General features: G+C 68.1%; 17 protein-coding genes. 9 read left to right on the top strand and 8 right to left on the bottom strand.

What is annotated here, in order from left to right; all coding sequences use genetic code 11:
• The first annotated feature begins 196 nt into the window (after positions 1–196).
• The 7 genes from ACLJK8_RS01595 (at position 197) to ACLJK8_RS01565 (ending at position 8,222) form a co-directional block, all read left to right on the top strand.
• A complete protein-coding gene (locus tag ACLJK8_RS01595) occupies positions 197–2,641 on the top strand; it encodes a beta-glucosidase H (RefSeq protein ID WP_413148213.1) in 2,445 nt (814 codons plus the stop codon).
• Between the two features lie 235 nt (positions 2,642–2,876).
• On the top strand, positions 2,877–4,079 hold the full coding sequence (fahA, locus tag ACLJK8_RS01590; protein WP_413148268.1) for a fumarylacetoacetase: 1,203 nt from the start codon (positions 2,877–2,879) through the stop codon (positions 4,077–4,079).
• A gap of 2 nt (positions 4,080–4,081) precedes the next feature.
• Positions 4,082–4,738, top strand: coding sequence for a maleylacetoacetate isomerase (gene maiA / locus ACLJK8_RS01585; protein ID WP_413148212.1), 657 nt, complete (start codon positions 4,082–4,084; stop codon positions 4,736–4,738).
• 32 nt (positions 4,739–4,770) lie between these two features.
• The gene (locus ACLJK8_RS01580) at positions 4,771–5,799 is read left to right on the top strand and encodes a TRAP transporter substrate-binding protein (protein ID WP_413148211.1); all 1,029 of its coding nucleotides are present in this window, start codon (positions 4,771–4,773) and stop codon (positions 5,797–5,799) included.
• On the top strand, positions 5,796–6,317 hold the full coding sequence (locus ACLJK8_RS01575) for a TRAP transporter small permease (RefSeq protein WP_413148209.1): 522 nt from the start codon (positions 5,796–5,798) through the stop codon (positions 6,315–6,317). Before ACLJK8_RS01580 ends, ACLJK8_RS01575 begins: the two co-directional genes overlap by 4 nt.
• On the top strand, positions 6,314–7,624 hold the full coding sequence (locus ACLJK8_RS01570) for a TRAP transporter large permease (RefSeq protein ID WP_413148208.1): 1,311 nt from the start codon (positions 6,314–6,316) through the stop codon (positions 7,622–7,624). The genes ACLJK8_RS01575 and ACLJK8_RS01570 overlap by 4 nt, the downstream gene beginning before the upstream one ends.
• A 100-nt stretch (positions 7,625–7,724) precedes the next feature.
• Positions 7,725–8,222 carry a MarR family winged helix-turn-helix transcriptional regulator gene (locus ACLJK8_RS01565; RefSeq protein WP_413148207.1) on the top strand — a complete coding sequence of 166 codons (498 nt, stop codon included), beginning with the start codon at positions 7,725–7,727 and terminating at the stop codon, positions 8,220–8,222.
• 4 nt (positions 8,223–8,226) lie between these two features.
• Here the strand turns inward: ACLJK8_RS01565 and ACLJK8_RS01560 are convergent, their stop codons facing one another.
• Positions 8,227–8,652, bottom strand: a complete 426-nt coding sequence (locus ACLJK8_RS01560; protein WP_413148206.1) for a MarR family winged helix-turn-helix transcriptional regulator — start codon at positions 8,650–8,652, stop codon at positions 8,227–8,229.
• 148 nt (positions 8,653–8,800) lie between these two features.
• Between ACLJK8_RS01560 and hmgA the strand changes: the two genes are divergently transcribed.
• A complete protein-coding gene (gene hmgA, locus ACLJK8_RS01555; protein ID WP_413148205.1) occupies positions 8,801–10,162 on the top strand; it encodes a homogentisate 1,2-dioxygenase in 1,362 nt (453 codons plus the stop codon).
• Positions 10,163–10,223: 61 nt separating this feature from the next.
• Here hmgA and guaD read toward each other — a convergent pair whose 3' ends face one another.
• From guaD to xdhA, 5 genes are all read right to left on the bottom strand, one after another.
• Positions 10,224–11,528: a guanine deaminase gene (gene guaD / locus ACLJK8_RS01550; RefSeq protein WP_413148204.1), complete on the bottom strand. Its 1,305-nt coding sequence runs from the start codon at positions 11,526–11,528 to the stop codon at positions 10,224–10,226.
• A gap of 69 nt (positions 11,529–11,597) precedes the next feature.
• A complete protein-coding gene (locus ACLJK8_RS01545) occupies positions 11,598–13,181 on the bottom strand; it encodes a xanthine/uracil/vitamin C permease (RefSeq protein WP_413148202.1) in 1,584 nt (527 codons plus the stop codon).
• A gap of 37 nt (positions 13,182–13,218) precedes the next feature.
• The gene (gene xdhC / locus ACLJK8_RS01540) at positions 13,219–14,082 is read right to left on the bottom strand and encodes a xanthine dehydrogenase accessory protein XdhC (RefSeq protein WP_413148200.1); all 864 of its coding nucleotides are present in this window, start codon (positions 14,080–14,082) and stop codon (positions 13,219–13,221) included.
• Entirely contained in the window at positions 14,079–16,415 is a 2,337-nt protein-coding gene (gene xdhB / locus ACLJK8_RS01535) for a xanthine dehydrogenase molybdopterin binding subunit (protein WP_413148198.1), read from the bottom strand. Before xdhB ends, xdhC begins: the two co-directional genes overlap by 4 nt.
• Before the next feature lie 11 nt (positions 16,416–16,426).
• On the bottom strand, positions 16,427–17,887 hold the full coding sequence (gene xdhA / locus ACLJK8_RS01530) for a xanthine dehydrogenase small subunit (protein ID WP_413148197.1): 1,461 nt from the start codon (positions 17,885–17,887) through the stop codon (positions 16,427–16,429).
• Between the two features lie 184 nt (positions 17,888–18,071).
• Here xdhA and ACLJK8_RS01525 point away from each other — a divergent pair, with 184 nt between their 5' ends.
• Entirely contained in the window at positions 18,072–19,013 is a 942-nt protein-coding gene (locus ACLJK8_RS01525; RefSeq protein WP_413148194.1) for a LysR family transcriptional regulator, read from the top strand.
• Between the two features lie 30 nt (positions 19,014–19,043).
• Here the strand turns inward: ACLJK8_RS01525 and ACLJK8_RS01520 are convergent, their stop codons facing one another.
• Together ACLJK8_RS01520 and ACLJK8_RS01515 are read right to left on the bottom strand one after the other, a co-directional pair.
• Positions 19,044–20,054 (bottom strand): zinc-binding alcohol dehydrogenase family protein, encoded by a 1,011-nt coding sequence (locus ACLJK8_RS01520; RefSeq protein ID WP_413148192.1) that lies wholly within the window; start codon positions 20,052–20,054, stop codon positions 19,044–19,046.
• On the bottom strand, positions 20,051–21,133 hold the full coding sequence (locus ACLJK8_RS01515; protein ID WP_413148191.1) for an L-idonate 5-dehydrogenase: 1,083 nt from the start codon (positions 21,131–21,133) through the stop codon (positions 20,051–20,053). The genes ACLJK8_RS01520 and ACLJK8_RS01515 overlap by 4 nt, the downstream gene beginning before the upstream one ends.
• Between the last annotated feature and the right edge of the window lie 45 nt (positions 21,134–21,178).

The raw sequence follows: 21,178 nt of genomic DNA, 5'->3' as shown, positions 1-21,178 counted from the left end.
CAATCCTCGCGCAGGCATGCCGACGGACCGCGACGGGCGGAAGGCCCGCGCGGTCCATCCGTCTAGGTCGATCGCCGGGGCGATGGCGTCACGCTCGCCCGGCGGTCCCCGGATCGGTATATCTGTCTGGAAGCCGCTCGGTGGCGCGCGATCAGGGGGTGCGTCGTGAAGGCGGGCGAATTCTGGGGAGGAATGCATGACGCGGCCATCGGTTGAGGAACTCGTCGATCAGATGACGCTGGAGGAGCAGGTCTCGATCCTGTCGGGCGAGGATTTCTGGTCCGTCGCCGCCGTGCCGAGGCTCGGGATCGGCAGGCTCAGGGTGACGGACGGCCCGAACGGGGCGCGGGGCTCCGGCTCGCTGGTCGGCGGGGTGACGGCCGCGGCCTTTCCGGTCGGCATCGCGCTCGGCGCGACCTGGGATCCGGAGCTCGTCGCCGAGATCGGCGGCGCGCTGGCCGAGGAGGTGAAATCCAAGGGCGCGCATGTCTCGCTCGCCCCTACCGTCAACATCCAGCGCAGCGTGACCAACGGCCGGAACTTCGAATGCTTCTCGGAGGACCCCGAACTCTCCGCCGCGCTGACGGCGGCCTATATCCGCGGGATGCAGGCCGGGGGCGTCTCGGCCACGGTCAAGCATTTCGCGGGCAACGAATCCGAGATCGAGCGCACCACGATCGACTCGGAGATCGACGAACGCGCGCTCCGCGAGGTCTACCTCCGCCCCTTCGAGGCGGCGGTCAAGGAGGGCGGCACCTGGGGGGTCATGACCTCCTACAACAAGCTCAACGGCACCTATTCGGCGGAGAACGCCTGGCTGCTCGGCGAGGTGCTCCGGGGCGACTGGGGCTATGACGGCGCGGTGATGTCGGACTGGTTCGGCTCCCGCTCGACCGCGCCGACCGTGAACGCGGGGCTCGACCTCGAGATGCCGGGACCGACGCGGGACCGGGGGGCGAAGCTCGTCGCCGCCGTGGAGGCGGGCGAGGTCGGCCGCGAGACCGTGCGCGAGCGAGCGCTCAACGTGCTGCGCCTGATGGAGCGGGTCGGGGCGCTCCGGGACGAGGCGCCGTTCGAGGAGCGCGCCGAGAACCGGCCCGAGCATCAGGCGCTGATCCGCCGGGCGGGCGCGGCGGGGGCCGTGCAGCTCAGGAACGAAGGCGTCCTGCCGCTGGCCGGGACCGGAAAGGTCGCGGTGATCGGTCCGAATGCCAAGGTCGCGCGGATCATGGGCGGCGGCTCGGCGCAGCTCAACCCGCATTACCGGGTCTCGCCCTGGGACGGGCTCGCCGCGCGGCTCGGCGAGGCGGCGCTGGTCCACGCCTCCGGCTGTTCGAACCACCGTTTCGAGCCGGCGATCGCCGGGCCTTTCACGGTCGAATACCGCGCCGGCGACGACCTGTCGGGACCGGTGGCCGCCACCGAGACGATCGACACCTCCGAGACCTTCTGGATCGAGCCCGTCGCAGGCGGCGCCGTCCCCGCCGCGCGGTTCTCGGCGCGGCTCGCGGGCCGGTACAGGGCGCGCGAGACCGGCCCCCACAGCTTCGGCCTGCACAGCGCGGGCTACGCGCGTCTCTTCGTCGACGGAGAGCTCGTGGTAGATTGCCGGGACGGTTGGACCAAGGGGCGGACCTTCTTCGAGGAAGGCTGCGACGAGGTCACCGGGACGATGGATCTGACCGAGGGCCGCGAGGTCGAGATCATGGTCGAGTTCACCACCCGGCGGAGCGACAATCTCGTGGTCTCCGGCCTCCGCTTCGGCGTGTCGCGCCCGCTCGGCGACGCGGCGATCGCCGAGGCCGCCCGCGTCGCCGGCGCGGCGGAGACCGCGCTGGTCTTCGTCGGCCGATCGGGCGAGTGGGATACCGAAGGGTCGGATCTGCAGGGGATCGCGCTGCCCGGCCGGCAGGACGAACTGGTCGAGGCGGTGCTGGCCGCCAATCCGAATACCGTCGTCGTGCTGCAGACCGGGGGGCCGGTCGAGATGCCCTGGGCCGATCGCGTCCCGGCGATCCTGCAGGCGTGGTACCCTGGACAGGAGGCGGGCAATGCCATCGCCGACGTGTTGCTCGGCGATGCCGAACCCGGCGGGCGCCTGCCCCAGACCTTCCCGAAGGTCTGGCGGGACAATCCGACGCATGCCAACGATCCGGAGATCTATCCGGGCGTCGCGGGCAAGGTCCGTTACGCCGAGGGGGTCTTCATCGGCCACCGGCATTACGATCGGGCGGGGATCGTGCCGTTGTTCCCTTTCGGCCACGGCCTCGGCTACACGAGCTTCGAACTGGGCGACCTCGCCGCCGAGGCGACGGAGGCCGGGGCGAAGGTGACACTGACGGTCAGGAACACCGGCGCCCGCGCGGGCTCGACCGTCATCCAGATCTATGTCGGCGACGACGAGGCTTCGGTGCCGCGGCCCGAACGCGAGTTGAAAGCCTTCGCCAGGGTCACGCTGGAGCCGGGAGAGGCCCGCGGGCTCGACTTCGATCTCGGCCAGCGCGCCTTCGCCTTCTTCGATACCGGGACGGGCGGGTGGCGTGTGGAGGCTGGCGGCTTCACGATCTGGGCCGGGTTCTCGGCGACCGACCTTCGCGCCGAGGCGAGGCTCGAAGCGCGGGACGCCGAGATCGCCCGATAGGGACCCGCGCGGATGTATGAGGGCTGGGGTCCGGACCCGGCCCGGTCGACCGCCTCCGGCACTTGGGCGTCAAAACGACGCGGCCGATCCAAGGCGCGGGATAATGGTTGCAAATGAAACGATACCGATGTAGACAGGGTCTCGACGCGAGAACGCGTGCCCGTCCGCGACAAGGCGCACGGGCCAGACCCGAGGAACCCGATCTACGAGGAGGCACATGATGCCGGCGGTGGAGATGCCGTTGCGGAGCCGGATTGCGGCTGCGAACGACCCAGCTTGTGAATTTCCGATCCAGAACCTGCCCTATGGCGTGTTCTCGACGGCCGACAGCGCGCCGCGCTGTGGCGTCGCCATCGGCGACATGATCGTCGATCTCGCCGAATGCGAGGCGCGCGGCCTGCTCGACGCCGGCGGAACCTTCGCCGAGCCGCGTCTCAACGGTTTCATCGCGCTCGGCCGGGCGAAATGGGACGAGATCAGAAACCGGCTGACCGAACTGCTCGCGGAAGGGGCGGAAGAGCCGCTGCCCCTGATCGCGATGGCCGATGCCACCTCGCACCTGCCGATCCGGGTCACCGAATACACCGACTTCTACGCCTCGAAGAACCACGCCTTCAACGTCGGCGTGCTGTTCCGCGGGCCCGAGAACGCGCTGCCCGCGCAGTGGACCCACATGCCCATCGGCTACAACGGCCGTGCCTCCTCCGTGGTGGTCTCGGGCACGCCGATCCGCCGGCCGATGGGCCAGCTCAGGGGCGAGGACGGCCCGGTCTGGGCTCCCTGCCGCCGTCTCGATCTGGAGCTTGAGCTTGGCGCGATCGTCGGGGCCGACACGGCCATGGGCGACCGGGTCAGCGTCGAGGAAGCCGAGCAGATGATCTTCGGCTATGTCCTGCTCAACGACTGGTCGGCGCGCGATGTTCAGGCCTGGGAATACCAGCCGCTCGGCCCGTTCCAGTCGAAGGCGCTCGGCACGACCATCAGCTCCTGGATCGTGACGCAGGCCGCGCTCGAGCCCTTCCGTTCCGAAGGCGCAGAGCGCGCGAACCCGCTGCTGCCCTATCTGCGCGAGGAGCGTCCGGGCCTCTACGATCTCCGCATCGGCTGGACGATGAACGGCCAGACCATGGCGCGGACCAACTACAACGTCATGTACTATTCGAGCGCGCAGCAGCTCGCGCATCACACCTCCTCGGGCTGCCCGATGCGTGTTGGCGACATGCTCGGCTCGGGCACGATCTCCGGTCCGGCGCGCGATCAGACCGGCGCGCTCCTGGAAATGACCGAGAACGGCAAGACCGCGGTCACGGTGAACGGCGAGAGCCGGACCTTCATCGAGGACGGCGACGAGGTCGGGCTCTACGCCTTCGCCGAGGGCGACGGCTACCGCGTGGGCTTCGGCCCCTGCGTCGGCCAGGTCCTGCCGGCGGAGGAATGACGATGCCGGAACAGGGGCCCGAGGCGCGCGGAATCGTGCTGCGCGACTACTGGCGATCCTCCGCGTCGTATCGCGTGCGGATCGCGCTCGCCCTCAAGGGCATCGACTATGATCGAGTCTCCGTCGATCTGGTCGCGGGCGAGCAGCGGTCGGAGGCGCATCTCGCGCTGAACCGGCAGGGGCTCGTGCCGGCGCTCGCGATCGACGGGCTGGTGATGACGCAATCGCTCGCGATCATCGAATATCTCGACGAGACGAGGCCGGGGGCACCATTGCTCCCGTCCGATCCGGCGGCGCGCGCGCATGTCCGCGCGCTGGCGCTCGCGGTCGCCTGCGAGATCCATCCGATCTCCAACCTCTCCGTTCTGGCGCGGGTCGAGGCGCTGGCCGGGCGCGAGGCGCGGGCGAACTGGAACACCGACAACATCGCCGCGGGGCTTCGCGCGGTCGAGGCGATGCTGGACCATCCGGGCTTTACCGGAGGGTTCTGCCACGGCGACACACCGGGCATCGCCGACTGCGCGCTGATCCCGCAGCTCTACAACGCCGACAGATGGGGCGTCTCCTACGCCGATCTGCCGCGCATCACGGCCGTCGCGCGCGCGTGCCAACCTGTCGCAGCCTTCGCCGCCGCGCACCCGGATAATTTCAAGCCGTAGAAGAAATACCAAGAAACTTAGGGAGAGATGTCATGAAAACCTGGAAGCTTGCCCTCGCCGGCCTGCTGGCCTCGGCCGCGCCCGGCTTGGCGGAAGAACTCATCATGTCGTCCTGGTTGCCGCCGAAGCATCCGATCGTCGTCAACGCCTTCGAACCCTGGGCCGAGGAGGTCGAGAAGGTGACCGAGGGCCGGGTCACCGTGCGGATCATGGGCAAGCCGCTCGGCAGCCCGCCCGCGCATTTCGACATGGCGCGCGACGGGATCGCCGACATCACCTACGGCCTGCACTCCTTCACCGAGGACGACCGTTTCGCACGCGCGCGCCTCGGCCAGTTCAGCTTCCTCGGCGACGACGCGATCGCCAATTCCAAGGCTTACTGGAACGTCTACGGCGGCGATCTGGACGCGGCCTCCGAACATGAAGGCACGCATCTGCTCGGCCTCTTCATGCATGGGCCCGGGCTTCTGCACAACAATGTCCGCAAGATCGAATCGACCGCCGACATGCAGGGGCTGAAGGTTCGCGTGCCGGGCGGCTATGTCGCCGATCTGGTATCGAGCCTTGGCGCGACGCCGCTCTTCATGTCCTCGCCCGAGGTCTACGAGAAGCTGTCGCGCGGCGTGATCGACGGGGTCGCCTTCACCTACGAGGCGGTCACCGCCTTCAATCTCACCGATTACGTCAAGTATTCGATGACGGTGCCCGGCGGCATCTACAACACCACCTGGTTCTTCGTCATCAACGAGGACCGGTGGGAGAGCCTCTCGGAGGAAGATCGCGCGGCCATCGACGCGATCTCGGGCGAGGCCTTCGCCGAACGCGTGGGCAAGGCGTGGAACGATGCCGACGTCGCCGCGAAGGAAGAGATCGGCGATGCGATCGACTTCTATGCCGCGCCCGACGAGGTCGTCGCCGCGCTGGGCGAGTCCGCGTCGAAGCTCGAAGGAGCCTGGTCCGAAAGCCTCGGCGAAGGGTTCGACGGCGCCGCCGCGCTCGCGGCGTTCCGTCAGGCCACCGGGGTCGAGATCGCCGGTTCCGCCGGGGATGGGGCCGAATGAGCGGTTCCGGCCGCTCGCCAGATGGCGAAGGCGCGGCCCCGGACATGATTCCGGGCCGCGTGCCGCATCGCGACGCCGGCTGGTACCGCGCGCTCGCGACCATCGCCGCGGTCCTGATCGTGCTCCTGATCGCGGTGACCTGCGTCGATGTGATCGGACGCTACGCGATGAACCGGCCCTTCGGCGCCGCCTATGAGCTGACCCAGATCCTGCTGGCGGCGCTGGTCTTCATCGCGCTGCCGCTGACCAGCGCCGATGGCGGTCATGTCGAGGTCGATCTCGCGCTTCATCTGTTCCCGCGACCGCTCCAGCGCCTGCTCGGACGGATCGCCGGCGCGGTCTCGGCGGTGGTGCTCGGCTATTTCGGCTGGAGGCTCGTCCTCATCGGCATGACGCAACTGGAGGAGGGTACCCGCAGCGCATCGCTCGCGGTGCCGATGGCGCCGCTCGCCTTCATCGCGGCGGCGGCCTGCCTGGTCTCGGCCGTGATCATGATCGCGCGGCGGGAGGAAAAATGACCATTTCACTGATCGCCCTCGTCATCCTTCTCGCGCTCGTCTTCGTGCGCGTGCCGATCGCCTTCGCGATGGCCATCGTCGGCGGGGTCGGCTTCGGGCTGCTGCGCGGCTGGGGGCCGGCGGGCTCCATGGTCGGCAACGCGGTCTTCGAGACCGGGCTCAACTATTCGCTCTCCGTGGTGCCGCTCTTCATCTTCATGGGCAATGTGCTGGCCGGGTCGGGGATCGCGCAGGGGCTTTTCGCCGCCGCCGACCGGATCTTCGGGCGGATGCGCGGCGGGCTCGCCATGGCGACCATCCTCTCCTGCGGCGGCTTCTCCGCGGTCTGCGGCTCATCGCTCGCGACGGCGGCCACCATGTCCAAGGTCACGATGCCCTCGATGCGGCGCTTCGGCTATTCCGACAGCCTCGCGACCGGGGCCATCGCCGCAGGCGGCACGCTCGGCATCCTGATCCCGCCCTCGGTGGTGCTGATCATCTTCGGCCTGCTCACCGAGGCCGATATCGGCAAGCTGTTCCTCGCCGGGATCATTCCCGGCATCCTCGGGATCGTCGGCTACCTGCTGGCCGTGATGGTCGCCGTGCGGCTCCGGCCGGAGCTCGCGCCGAAGGTCGGGGAGACCCATCCGATGACGCGGCGCGACGCGGTCAGCGTGGTCGCGGTGCTGGGTCTCTTCGTCTTCATCATGGCGGGGATCTACGGCGGCTTCTTCACGCCGATCGAGGCGGCGGGCATGGGCGCGGCGGCGGCGCTCCTCATCGCCTTCGCGACCGGCGGGCTGACGCGCGAAGCGCTCTGGACCGCCTTCCTCGACAGCGCGACCGCCTCGGCGATGATCTTCGTCATCATCATCGGAGCGGAGATCTTCAGCAATTTCGTGACCTTCGCGGGCCTGCCCGACAGCCTGTCGAGCATGGTCGAGGATCTCGGCCTGTCGCCCTGGGCGGTGCTTCTCCTGATCGTTCTGATCTACATGGTGCTCGGCTGCTTTCTCGAAAGCCTGTCGATGATCCTGCTGACGGTGCCGGTCTTCTACCCGGTGATCGCCGATCTCGATTTCGGACTGGAGATCCTGAGCGACCCGGAAGCGGCGCTGATCTGGTTCGCCATCATCGTCGTCGTCGTGACGGAGATCAGCCTGATCACGCCGCCGATCGGCATGAACGTCTTCGTGCTGCGCTCCGTCCTGCCGGACGTGCCGCTGGGGACGATCTTCCGCGGTGTCTTCGCCTTCTGGGTCGCCGATATCGTACGCCTCGGGCTGATCATAGGCTTGCCGGTGATCTCGCTCTATCTGGTCGCATGATGATCCCGGGGCGGCCGTTCGTGGCCGCCCCGGTACGCTTGAATCGGGCCGGTTGACCACCCCCCGCGGGGGACGGCCGCATCGCAGACGGAAACACCGGATGCATATCGAGACCTTCTTTCCCTATCGCCTCGCCGTGGTGGCCGAGGCCTTCTCGCGTCAGCTCGTGGCGGTCTACGGGCGCGAATACGGGCTCTCGCGCGAGGAATGGCGGCTTCTGTTCCTGCTGGAGGACGCCGGCAGCCTCAACTCGTCGCAGCTCGCGCAGCGCACCACGCTCGACAAGGTGCAGGTGAGCCGCGCGGCTTCGCGGCTGGAAGCCAAGAACCTGATCACGCGGGAGGTGCTCGGCTCGGACCGGAGGTTGCGCGATTATGCGATCACCGAGACCGGGCGCGGTCTCTTCCTCCGCGCTTTCGGCCAGGTCGAGGCGCGGGCGGAGGAGATTTTCGCGGCGATGCCCGCCGCCGACCGCGAGGCACTGGAACGGGGGATCTCGGCCCTCGACCGGGCGATCGCCGCCGTCACCCGGCCCGAGGCCGGGCATGGCGCGGCCTTCCCGCGTCCCCCCGACGCACCGGGCGAGCCAGCGGAATGAAGGTTCAGACCGCGCCGGCGGTGAGCTTGCGGAGGCCCCGGTCGATCGCGGCCGCGTCGTCGCCAAGTTCCGACACCAGCTCGGCCTGAAACTCGCCCGCGATCCGGCTCAGCCGCTCCATCAGCGCCTGGCCCTCCGGCGTCAGTTCCAGCACGATCAGCCGTCGGTCGGTCTCATGGCCGGATTTGCCGATCAATCCCACCTCCGTCAGCCGCGACGCCGCCCGGCTGACGATGGACTTGTCGAGATGCACCTGGGCGTGAATGTCACGCACGCTGACCGCGCCCGCCTGGCTGAGATGCGCGAGCACGCGCCATTCCGGCACCGTCAGCCCCGCCTCCGCCGAGTAGAGTTCGGCGAACCGCCGGCTCACCCGCGCGGCGGCGACGGACAGGCGGTATGGCAGAAAATCGTCCAGATTGAACGGCATGGCGGGTCCTCCGCTTGTCAGATCAACAGGATTTCATTGCGATCGCAACAAAAAAGCGACGTGAAGCCCGCATGGCGCTTGACATCGTTGCGTTCGCAACGGTATATTCGTTGCAACAGCAATGAATCATCTGATGGAGGATTTGGAATTGACGACCCACGACCTTCCGAGCGGTATGGTCCGCGCGGCCATCACCGCTGGCACCGTCGAAGGCTACATGCCGGGCTTCGGCAATGACTTCGAGACCGAGGCGCTGCCGGGCGCGCTGCCGCAGGGGCAGAACAGCCCGCAGAAATGCGAATACGGCCTCTATGCCGAGCAGCTTTCCGGTACCGCCTTCACGGCGCCGCGCGGCCAGAACGAGCGGACCTGGTGCTATCGCATCCGGCCCTCGGTGCATCACACCGGCCGGTTCAGCCCGATCGACGTGCCTTACTGGAAGACCGCGCCGAACATCCTCGAGAACGTGATCAGCCTCGGCCAGTACCGCTGGGACCCGGTCCCGGTGCCCGACGAGGACCTGACCTGGATCACGGGGATGCGCACGATCACCACGGCGGGCGACGTCAACACCCAGGTCGGCATGGCGAGCCATGTCTATCTGATCACCCGCTCGATGGAAGACGAGTACTTCTTCTCGGCCGACAGCGAGTTGCTCGTCGTGCCGCAGGAAGGCCGGCTTCGCTTCTGCACCGAGCTTGGCATCATCGACCTCGAGCCGAAGGAGATCGCGATCATTCCGCGCGGCCTCGTCTACCGCGTCGAGGTGCTGGAAGGCCCGGCCCGCGGCTTCGTCTGCGAGAACTACGGCCAGAAGTTCGACCTGCCGGGCAGGGGGCCGATCGGCGCCAACTGCATGGCGAACCCGCGCGACTTCAAGAGCCCCGTGGCCGCCTTCGAGGACAAGGAAACCCGCTCCCGCGTCGTCATCAAGTGGTGCGGCCAGTTCCACGAGACCTGGATCGACCATTCGCCGCTCGACGTGGTGGCGTGGCATGGCAACTATTGCGCCTACAAGTATGATCTCCGGACCTATTCCCCGGTCGGCGCGATCCTGTTCGACCATCCCGATCCGTCGATCTTCACCGTGCTGACCGCGCCCTCGGGGCAGGAGGGGACGGCCAATATCGACTTCGTGCTGTTCCGCGAGCGCTGGATGGTGGCCGAGCATTCGTTCCGCCCGCCCTGGTACCACAAGAACATCATGTCCGAGCTCATGGGCAACATCTACGGCGTCTATGATGCGAAGCCGCAGGGGTTCGCGCCGGGCGGAATCTCGCTGCACAACTGCATGCTGCCGCATGGTCCCGACCGCGACGCCTTCGAGGGTGCCTCGAACGGTGAGCTGAAGGCCGAGAAGCTCGACAACACCATGTCCTTCATGTTCGAGACCCGGTTCCCGCAGCACCTGACCCATTTCGCCGCGAAGGAAGCGCCGATGCAGGAGGAGTACATCGAGGTCTGGGATCAGCTCGAGAAGAAGTTCGACGGTACGCCCGGACTGAAGTGAACGCCTCGCCCCCCGGACATGATGTGACGGGGGGCAGGCGCCCGAATGCTCAACTGAATGGTCAGCCGCGGCGCAACCGCGGCTGACCGGCGACATAGACCTCCGCCACGGCGCGGTCGTCGCCCATGATCTGCAGGATGAAGAGCTCCTCCGACAGCGTCTCCGCGCGCTCCATGCGGAGCGCCATCGCCTCCGTCGCCCGGGCGTCAAGCACGACGATATCGGCCTCGGTGCCGGGATCGAGCGTCCCGATCCTGTCCTCCAGCCCCAGCGCCACGGCGTTGCCGCGCGTGATCCAGTGGAAGGCGCGCAACGGGTGCAGCTTCTGGCCGCGAAGCTGCAGGATCTTGTAGCCCTCGTTCAGCGTTCCCAGCATCGAATAGCTGGTCCCGCCGCCGACGTCCGTTGCGATGGCGTTCTCGATCCCGCGGCCGCGCAGCCCTTCGTCGTCGAAGAGCCCGCTGCCGAGAAAGAGGTTCGATGTCGGGCAGAAGACCGGCTTCGCCCGGCTCTCGGCCAGAAGCGAGATCTCGCGCGGCTCGAGATGGATCGCATGGCCGAGCAGCGTCTTCGGGCCGACGAGCCCGTAGCGTTCGTAGACGCCGAGATAGTCGGGGCAATCCGGGTACAGCCGCGCCGTGAAGGCGATCTCGTCGCGGTTCTCCGAGAGATGCGTCTGGATGTGGCAGTCGGGATATTCGGCGGCCAGCGCGCCGGCGGCTTCGAGCTGTTCGGGCGTCGAGGTGATGGCGAAACGCGGCGTGATCGTATAGAGCGCGCGGTCCCGCCCGTGCCACTTCTCGATCAGCGCCTTCGAATCGTCATAGCCCGCCTGGGGCGTGTCGGTCAGTGCCTCGGGAGCGTTGCGGTCCATCATGACCTTGCCGCCGATCATGCGCATGTCGCGCCGCGCGGCTTCCTCGAAATAGGCCTCCGCCGAGCCCTTGTGAACCGAGCAATAGGCGACCGCCGTCGTGGTGCCATGCGAGAGGATCAGGTCGTAGAAGGCGCCGGCCATGCGTTCGGCATGGGCGGGATCGGCGAAGCGGGTCTCCTCGGGGAAGGTGTAGTTGTTGAGCCAGTCGAGGAGCTGCGCGCCCCAGGAGGCGATGACCTGGACCTGCGGGAAGTGGATATGCGTGTCGATGAAGCCCGCCATCACGAGATGTGGGCGATGATCGGCGACCTGGGCACCCTCGGCGCGCTCCTTCAGCTCGTCATGGGTGCCGAGCGCGGTGATCAGGCCGTCCTCGACGAGCAGGGCGCCGTCCTCCAGATAAAGGTAGGCGTCCTTGTCGCGGTCGTCCGCCGGTTCGCCGGTGAAGGTCAGAAGCCGGCCGCGGATGAGGGTTCGGGTCTCGGTCATGTCTGTCTTGTCCCTGATTTAGGTATCCGGGGCGCGCGCGACGGGCGCCGCGCCCGCCCCGGATGGGGGTCACGCGCCCGGCGCGATGGACGGTTCCTCGACGACGACCTTGCGGTTCTCCAGTTCTTTCCCGGCATGGAACATCGGGTAGAAGAACAGGAAGCCCGCGGCGATCAGATAGCCCCCGGAGACCGGCCCCAGCGTCGGAACCTGCAGGCTCGCGGCGTGGATGATGCCGACCGAGGACATGAGCGCGGCGGCGAGGGCGAAGCCGGCGGCGTTGCGGAAGTTGCCGTCGATGGTGCTGGCGACGATCGCACCCCAGATCAGCCCGGTCAGGATCGCGCCCTGGCTGAGCGCCAGATGCCCCTGGTAATGCGCGCCCTGCTGGAGCATCGCGGCGGTCAGGGCCGGATCGCCGAGGCTCGGCAGCCCCTCGACCCCGCTCGCGGCGAGCGCGCCCATGAGCGAGCCCCATTTGGTGACGAGGAAGCTCGACACATGCGGCATCATCGCGATGGTCACGGCGGCCATGTGCTCGGTCCTGATCGAATGGGCGGTGTTGGTGATGAGGCTCAGCGCGACGAAGACCAGGACGGGCGCGGCCGCGGCCACCGGGATCAGGTTGTTGAGGAAGGCGAGGAGGCCGAAGAAGGCCGCGGCCGGGATGATCGTGCCGACCCCGATCACATAGCCCGCGTGGGCGCCCATCCGCTTGTAGGCCGGGTGGCCGATATAGGCCGTGGTCGGGAAGGGCGAGCCGAAGACTGCGCCGATCATCGTGCCCACGCCATCGGTGACCTGGCAAAGCCCGACCGGGTACTTGTCGCCGACCGCCTCCGCGCTCTCGACGTTGTTCATCGTCTCGATGAAGTTGTAGATCTGCACCGGGACCAGGACGAGGAAGAGTTCCGGATTGGCGAAGAGATGCTGGATACCCGCGATAAGGTCGCCGACATAGGGCAGCGGCGGGTAGAAGCCGACGCCTTCGAAGCTGATCGACGCCTTGCCGAGCGAGAAGGCGACCGCGGTGCCGATGACGAGGGCGAGCAGGCCGGCGGGGATGTCGAAGGGCAGCCGGAAGCGCCCGATCAGGCCCCAGAGGATGATGATCATCGAGGCGAAGCCGACGAAGGGGTCCTCGAAGATTATCGCGAGCGGCACCGTCCCGATGAAGACCAGCGCGATGCCGCAGAGCGTGCCGAGCATGCCCGCGCGCGGCGTCACGCGCTTCAGCCACGGGCCGACGAGCGCGCCCATCGCGGCGACGATACCACCCATGAAGCCCGCGCCGATCCCGACCTGCCAGGCGAGGACCGCGTCCTGCGTCGACCAGTAGATCGGGCCGATCACGCCGAAGAGATAGACGAACATGACCGGGGTGGAGATGCCATAGGGCAGGGCCGTCACGTCGCGGCCCTCGCGCTCGGCGGTGCGCTTGGCGAGCCAGGCATAGACCGCGACGCCGGCGATGATCGCAACCGCGGCGCCGGGCACGATGCGTCCATAAACGATTTCAGCCGGCATCTGGAAGACGAACTGACAGATGCCGGAAAGGACGATGAGGTTGATGAGATTGTCGGTGAAAAGCGCCCAGAAGGCGCTGAAATCGCTGCGTGAGAACAGCCTATAGGTATAGCTTCCCGTGTTCATTGACGGGTTCCCTCCCTGTTATCGATTGGAGCGCCTGTCAGTGGCGCCGAACTGTCGTTACCGTTCCCGATCCCCGCTCGCGGCGGAGCCGCGCGCTGGCGGGGGCATTGGTCGTCAGCGCCGCCATGAGTTCGGCGGCGACGAAGGCGGCTATGACCGCGGGTCGTTTGTCCGCGGTGCCGGCGGCGCCGATCGGGCAGGTCAGACCGCCGATCCGGAGGCCGTCGCAGACCTCGCGGCACCATTTCGAGAATTTCGCGCGCTTCGACTTCGAGCCGATGAGCCCGACATAGGCGGCGTCGGCCCGCTGGAGCGCGGCGGCGGTGATGAGGAAATCGAGCCCGTGGTCATGCGTTGCGACGACGAAGACGGTTCCGGGCGGAGCGGATTCGACCTCCGCCTCCGGGATCGCGGAGAGCCGCGTCTCGACCTCGGCCTCGCAGAGGTCGAGTTCCTCGCGCCGGGTGTCAACGAGCATCGTGCGGACCGGCAGGTGCTGGGTCAGATTCGCGAGCGCGCGGCCGACATGGCCCGCGCCGAAGATCCTGAGTTCGGGCAGCGCCTTCTCGGACGCGTCTTCCGCGGCGAGGGCGTCGCGCCGGTCCTCCGCGCTCATCCGCGTGAGCGCGATCTCGACCCGGCCGCCGCAGCACTGGCCGATTTCCGGCCCGAGCGGCACGTCGAGATCGGCCTTGTCCCGGCCCCTTGCCAGCAGCGCCCGCGCCTCGTCGATGACGATGTATTCGAGCTGGCCGCCGCCGATGGTCCCGAACAGCCCGTCGCGCGCGACGTACATCTCCGTTCCCTCGTCGCGCGGGGCCGAGCCCCGGACGCGCGTCACGAGCACGCGGACGGTGTCGGCATGGCGCGCGAAGAAGCGCTCCAGCCCGTGCCGGGTCACGGCCGCTGTCCTTTCGACCCCTCCGCCCGAAGGCGTTCGATCGCCATCAGCACGCGCTCGGGCGTGGCAGGAGCGTCGAGCCGCGGGCAGACGGCGTAACCCGCCGTGCTCGCGACCGCCATCGACAGCGCCTCGAAGACCGAGATGCCGAGCATGAAGGGCGGCTCGCCGACGGCCTTGGACCGCTTGATCGAGTTCTCGCGGTTCTCGTTCCAGGTCACGAGATCGACGTTGAAGACGCGCGGCCGGTCCGAGGCGAGCGGGATCTTGTAGGTCGAGGGCGCGTGGGTGCGGAGACGGCCCTTGTCGTCCCACCAGAGCTCCTCGGTGGTGAGCCAGCCCATGCCCTGCACGAAGGCGCCTTCGACCTGGCCCTTGTCGAGATCGGGATTGAGAGAGCGGCCGACGTCGTGGAGGACATCGGTGCGATCGACCTGATATTCGCCCGTCAGCGTATCGACCGAAACCTCGGAACAGGCAGCGCCATAGGCGTAGTAGTAGAACGGCCGCCCGCGGCCCGAGGCGCGGTCCCAGTGGATCTTCGGCGTCTTGTAGAAGCCGGCCGCCGAGAGATGGACCCGCGCCATGTAGGCGAGCTTGACGAAATCGTTGAAGGGGACGATCTCGTCGCGGATCTGGACCGCGTTCGGGATGAACCGGATCTCCGAGGGTTCGGCCTGCCACTTCTCGGCCGCGAAATCGACCAGACGCGCCTTGATCTGCTCGGCCGCGTCGCGCGCCGCCATGCCGTTCAGGTCGGTGCCGGAAGAGGCCGCCGTGGCGGAGGTGTTCGGCACCTTCTCGGTCGTCGTCTTCGTGATCCGAATCCGGTCGATATCGACCTGGAACGCATCCGCGACCACCTGCGCCACCTTGGTATTGAGCCCCTGGCCCATCTCGGTGCCGCCGTGGTTCAGATGGATCGAGCCATCGTTGTAGACATGGATCAGCGAGCCCGCCTGGTTGTAATGCGTGGCGGTGAAGGAGATCCCGAACTTGACCGGCGTGAGCGCGATGCCGCGGCGGATCACGCCGCCCTTCGCATTCTCCGCGATGATCGCCTCGCGGCGAGCCCGGTAATCGGCGCTCGCCTCCAGCTCGTCAACGACCCGGCCGATGACATTGTCCTCCACCCGCTGGTGATAGGGTGTGAGGTCGCGGCCCTCCTCGCCGTAGAAATTGGCCTTGCGGATGTCGAGTGGATCGCGGCCGAGGTCGTAGGCGATCTCCTCGATCATGCGTTCCGCTGCGATGACTCCCTGCGGTCCTCCGAAGCCGCGGAAGGCGGTGTTCGAGACCGTATTGGTCTTCATCGGCCGGCTGGTGAGGCGCACATGCGGGTAGAAATAGGCATTGTCGGCGTGGAACAGGGCGCGGTCCGTCACCGGACCGGAAAGATCGGCGGAGAAGCCGCAGCGCGCGGCGAACTCGCCCTCGACCGCCTCGATCCGGCCTTCGTCGTCGAAGGCGACATCGTAGTCTATGACGAAATCGTGGCGCTTGCCGGTCGCGGTCATGTCCTGATCGCGATCGGGCCGCATCTTCACCGGCCGGTTGTACCGCTTCGCCGCCAGCGCCGCGACGCAGGCGAAGATGTTCATCTGGCTTTCCTTGCCGCCGAAGCCGCCGCCCATCCGGCGAACGTTGACCGTGACCGCGTTCGACGGCACACCGAGCACATGGGCGACCATGTGCTGGGCCTCGCTCGGGTGCTGGGTTGAGCAGTGGACTGTCACTTCGTCGTCCTCGCCGGGGATGGCGAAGGAGATCTGGCCTTCGAGATACATGTGATCCTGCCCACCGACGACCATCCGGGCCTGAATCCGGCGCGGGGCGGCGGCGCGGCCCTGGGCGATGTCGCCGCGCTCCAGCTTGAGCGGCGGGGTGACATGCGGATAGCCGGCTTCGATCGCCGCCACGGCGTCGGTCACATGCGGCAGCGCCTCGTAATCGACCTTCGCCAGTTCGGCGGCGCGGCGCGCGGCGTCGCGGGTCTCGGCCACGACCGCGAAGAGCGGCTGGCCGTGATATTCCACCGTCTCGGTCGGGAAGACCGGATCGTCGTGACGCCCGACGGGGCTGATGTCGTTGTGGCCGGGGATGTCCTCGGCCGTCAGCACGCCGACGACGCCGGGCGCGGCGCGGACCCCGGAGAGGTCCATGGAGAGCAGCCGGCCATGCGCGATCGAGGAGACCCCGAAATAGGCGTGCAGCGTGCCGGCGGGCTCGGCGATGTCGTCGCAGTATTCCGCGCGACCGGTGACATGCTTGATCGCGCTGTCATGTGCGAGCCCGGAATGAACGGCGCCCCGGATGGCTTCGATCTTGTTCATCTTCTCTTGCCTCACGCGCTGAGCCGCACCTGAGCGGTAATGGTGGTGTCATGTTCGAGGTGGAAGCGGCGGAGCAGGTTCCGCGCCGCGAGCATCCGGTAGGCGGAAGTGGCACGCCAGTCGGTGAGCGGCTGGAAATCCGCCCCGAGCGCCTCCGCGGCCGCCTCGAAACTCTCGCGCGCGAAGGGCTGGCCCCGGAGCGCCGCCTCGGCGCCCGCCGCCCGTTTCGGCGTCCCGGCCATGCCGCCGAAGGCGATCCGCACGTCGCCGATGACGCCATCCGCCACCGTCACCGCGATCCCGGCGGCGACCGAGGAGATGTCCTCGTCGCGCCGCTTCGAGATCTTGTAGGCGGCGTGATACTCGTCCGGGCGGGGCAGGGGGATGGTGATGCTCTCCACGATCTCGCCCTTCGCACGATCCTGCTTGCCGTATTCGATGAAGAAATCCTCGAGCTCCAATTCGCGCCGCTTCGCGCCCAGGCGGAGCGTGATGCGCGCGCGGAGCGCGATCAGCGCCGAGGGCGTGTCGCCGATCGGCGAGCCGTTGGCGATATTGCCGCCGATCGTGCCCATGTTGCGTACCTGCCAGCCGGCGATCCGGTTCCAGTAGGGCGCGAGATGCGGGAAATGCTCGACGATGACCGGCTCGAATTCCGAATAGGTGACGCCCGCGCCGATGGTAACCGAGTCCTTGGCGACCTCGATCGCCTTCAGCCCGTCGAGATGGCCGATGAAGACCGCCGGGCCGATCGGGCGCAGGAATTTCGTGACCCAGAGCCCGACATCGGTCGCACCCGCGACGATGGTCGCCTCCGGCGTCCCGGCGAGGAACTCCGCCAGATCGTCGACATCCGCCGGCAGGATCGCGCGATCGCCCTCCGGCCCGGTCACCACACGGCGCCCGTCGCGCATCCGGGCCAGCGCCTCGGTCGTCCGCGCGCGCTCCCGCGTCAGCCAGTCGTCGGCCGGTGTGCCATGGGCGCTGATCGCCATCGCGGCGCGGATGATCGGCTCGTAGCCGGTGCAGCGGCAGAGATTGCCCTGCAGCGCGGTCAGGATCTGATCCTCGCTCGGCCGCGGATGCTCCATCCAGAGCGCGTAGAGCGACATGACGAACCCCGGCGTGCAGAAGCCGCACTGGCTGCCGTGATAGTCGACCATCGCCTTCTGCACCGGATGCAGCTCGCCGTTCCGGGCCGAGAGATGCTCCACGGTGACGACATGGCAGCCGTCGAGCGAGGCGAGAAAACGGATGCAGGCGTTGACGTTCTCGTAGCGCAGCACGCCGTTCAGGAGGCGGCCGACCAGCACGGTACAGGCGCCGCAATCGCCCTCGGCGCAGCCTTCCTTGGTCCCGGTCAGGCGCTTCGCGAGCCGCAGATGATCGAGGAGCGTGTCGGAGGCGGCGACGCGGCCGAGTTCGACATCCTCGTCATTCAGCCGGAACCGGATCGTTGCGCGGTGTTGCATGGCTCTCTCCATCGGCTGTGTCACAGGCACGTTCAGATCGAGAGTAGGATACCGCGGCAGGGACGGCGCTGAATACCGAGCCGGATCTGAAAGAATTTATACGTCGCATGTATAATCCCCGCGCAATCTGCGATCGTGTGATCAGCGAGGAGGCGGTTGGCGCGCGAGATGAGGAGCCCGGCTCATGCCATATATCGAAAGCCTACGCGTTTTCGCCCGGGTGGTCGAGGTCGGCAGCATCACCCAGGGCGGCCGTGAACTGCGGCTGACGCCGGCGGTCGCGAGCAACCGGATCAGGGAGCTCGAGGAGCGGCTCGGCGTCCGGCTCTTCAACCGCACGACCCGCTCCATCGCACCGACCGAGGTGGGCCGGGTCTTCTATCACGAGGCGGTTCAGGTGCTCGAGACCATCGACCGGGCCGAGGCGATGGTGGCCAACTACTCCGACACGCCTCGGGGGACGTTGCACGTGACCGCGCCGCTCGGGCTCGGCCGGAGGATCATCGCGCCGCTCGTGCCCGAATTCGTGGACGCGCATCCGGAGACCGAGGTTCGGATGCGGCTCTCGGATCGGACCGTGGATATTCTGGGGGATTCGCTGGACGTGGCGATCTTTCTCGGCAATCCGAAGGATTCCAACCTCAAGCTCCGCAAGATCGCCGATTGCGACCGGGTTCTGGTCACCGCGCCCGCCTATCTCGCGGCGCGCGGCACGCCGCGAAGCCCGGAGGATCTGATCTCCGGCGGCCACAACTGCCTGCTGCTCCGGTTTCCGCGCTCGCCGGAGTATTTCTGGGTGCTCCAGACGCCCGATGGGCCGCGGAGGCTCGAAGTGTCGGGCAAATACGACGCCGACGATGGCGACATCCTGACAGACTGGGCGCTCGCCGGGCGGGGGATCGCGATGAAGAGCCGGTTCGATGTCGCCCATCATCTCGCCAGTGGCGCGCTCGTTGAGGTCCTGCCCGAGACGCCGCCGCAGCCGGCGGTTCTCGGCTGCCTCTATCCCCACCGCAAGCTGCAGGACCCGAAGGTCCGGCATTTCGTCGATTTCATCGTCGAGCGGACGCGCGCGAAGATCTGGCCGGGCGAACGCCCGACGCCGAAGGTCGAGCCCGCTTCCTGAGGCCGGCGCCGCCCGCGTCGCGCGATCCGCTCAGAGGTCGAGAATGGCCTTGATGACGCCGGCCTCGGGACGCGACCAGTCCTGGAACAGGGCCACGCCGTCCGACAGGTCGCCGCGATGGGTGTTGAGCGCCCGCGTGGGCACGCGTCCCGCCCGCATCTGCGCCACGACCTCGGCGAAATCGTCGGGCTGGGCATTGCGGCTTGCGATCAGCGTCGCCTCGCGCTTGTGGAACTCGGGGTCCGAGAAGCGGATGTCCTGCCGCACGACCGAGAGCAGGACATAGCGCGCGCCATGCGCGAGGAAGCCGAAGCCGCGCTCGATCGGCTGGGCGGCGCCGGTCGCGTCGATCACCACGTCGAACCACTCGCCGCCGGTCATGCGCTCCGCGTTGGCCTCCGCCTCGCCATCGGCGATCAGGATGCCGTCGGCGCCGAGCCCGTCGCGGGCGAAGGCGAGGCGATCCTCGCGCATGTCCATGACGGTGACATGCGCGCCACGCGCCTTGGCGAAGATCGTCGCCGACATGCCGATCGGTCCCGCGCCGGTCACCAGCACCCGGTCGCGCGCCGCGATCGCGCCGCGCTTCACCCCGTGCGCGCCGATGGCGAGGAACTCGATCATCGCGCCGTCGCGCAGATCGATGTCTCCGGTCGGCACCACATTCGCTTCGGGCACGGAGAGAAGCTCGGCCATGCCGCCGTCGCGGTGCACGCCCAGAACGTTGATGTCGCGGCAGGCGTTGGTCAGACCGATCCGGCAGGCCTGGCATGTCCCGCAGGAGAGGTAGGGCACGATATAGACCGGATCGCCGGGCCTGAATTCGCTGCCCTCCGGCGCTTCCTCGACCGTGCCGGAGAGCTCATGACCCATGACGCGCGGATATTCGAGGAACGGATGCTTGCCGCCGAAGATGTGGAAATCCGTGCCGCAGATGCCGACATGGCGGATACGGACCAGCACTTCCCCCGAGGCGCGGACGGGTTCCGAGCATGAGATCAGGGCGAGCCGCCCGGGCTCCTCGCAGATCAGGGCTTTCATCGCTGTTCCTCCCCGGCGAATGTCAGTTGCACCTTGCAGGCCAGGCTCCGGTCCAGCGCCAGTTCGAAGGCTTCGCGCGCCTTTTCGAGCGGCAGGCTGTGGCTGATGATCGGGCGCACGTCGATCTCGCGCCCGCCGATCAGCCGCGCGGCCTCGGCGAATTCGGCCTGCTCGAACCGCTGCGTGCCGCGCCAGGTGATCTCCTTGCCGACCAGCGCGTTCAGCGGGAAGGTCATGTCGCCGGTCACGCCGACCTGTAGGATCGTGCCGCGCGGACGGATGAGCGCGAAGGCGCTCCGGAGCGCGGGCGCCGCCGCCGAGCAATCGAAGATCAGATCGATCCGTCCCTTGTCGGCGGTGAGAGGTTCCAGCGCCTCGGCCTTGTCCGCGACGTTGACCGTCTCGCTGGCGCCCATGTCGCGCGCGCGGGCAAGCGCGGCGTCGGTCAGGTCGGTCACGATGATGTCCCGCGCGCTGGCGTGGCGCGCGGCCGCGAGAACCAGGAGGCCGATGGGCCCCGCGCCCATCACCATGATGCGAAGGCCCGCGAGATCGCCCGCGAGTTCCCGCGCCCGCGCGACCGCGTGCAGGCAGACGGCGAGCGGTTCGGAGCAGGCGGCCTCGGCCTCGGTCGCCTCGGCGGGGAAGGGGTGGAGCTGCGCGGCGGGCACGACGAAGAGATCGCGGAACATCCCCTGTTCATGCGGCATCCGCATGGCCGAGCCGATGAAGCGCATTTCGAGACAATGGATCGGCATGTCCCTCCGGCAGTATTCGCAGGCGCCGCAGGGCTGGGACGGGTTCACCGCGACGAGCGTGCCGGGCGCCAGCCCCTCCACGCCCGGACCCGTCTCGGCGACGCGTCCCGAGCCCTCGTGGCCGGCGATGATCGGCTCGCTGACCCGCACGGGCCCGAAGCCGCCGTCGTGATAGTAGTGCAGGTCCGAGCCGCAGATGCCGCCGGCCGCCATCCGCACCAGCACCTCGCCGGGGCCGGGCGGCGCGACCTCCTGTTCCTCGACCCTCAGGTCCCTGGCCGCGTGGAGGCGGGCGACGCGGGTTCGCATGGTGGGTTCCATGGCGCTATCCTCGTGGAACGAAGCCCGCGCGGTGGCCCCGCGCGG

The organism is Amaricoccus sp. W119 (assembly GCF_047275745.1).
In the GTDB taxonomy this organism is placed as follows: Bacteria; Pseudomonadota; Alphaproteobacteria; order Rhodobacterales; family Rhodobacteraceae; genus Amaricoccus.
The sequence above is the reverse complement of the archived record's forward strand: the minus strand, read 5'-3'. Positions and strand labels throughout refer to the sequence as shown.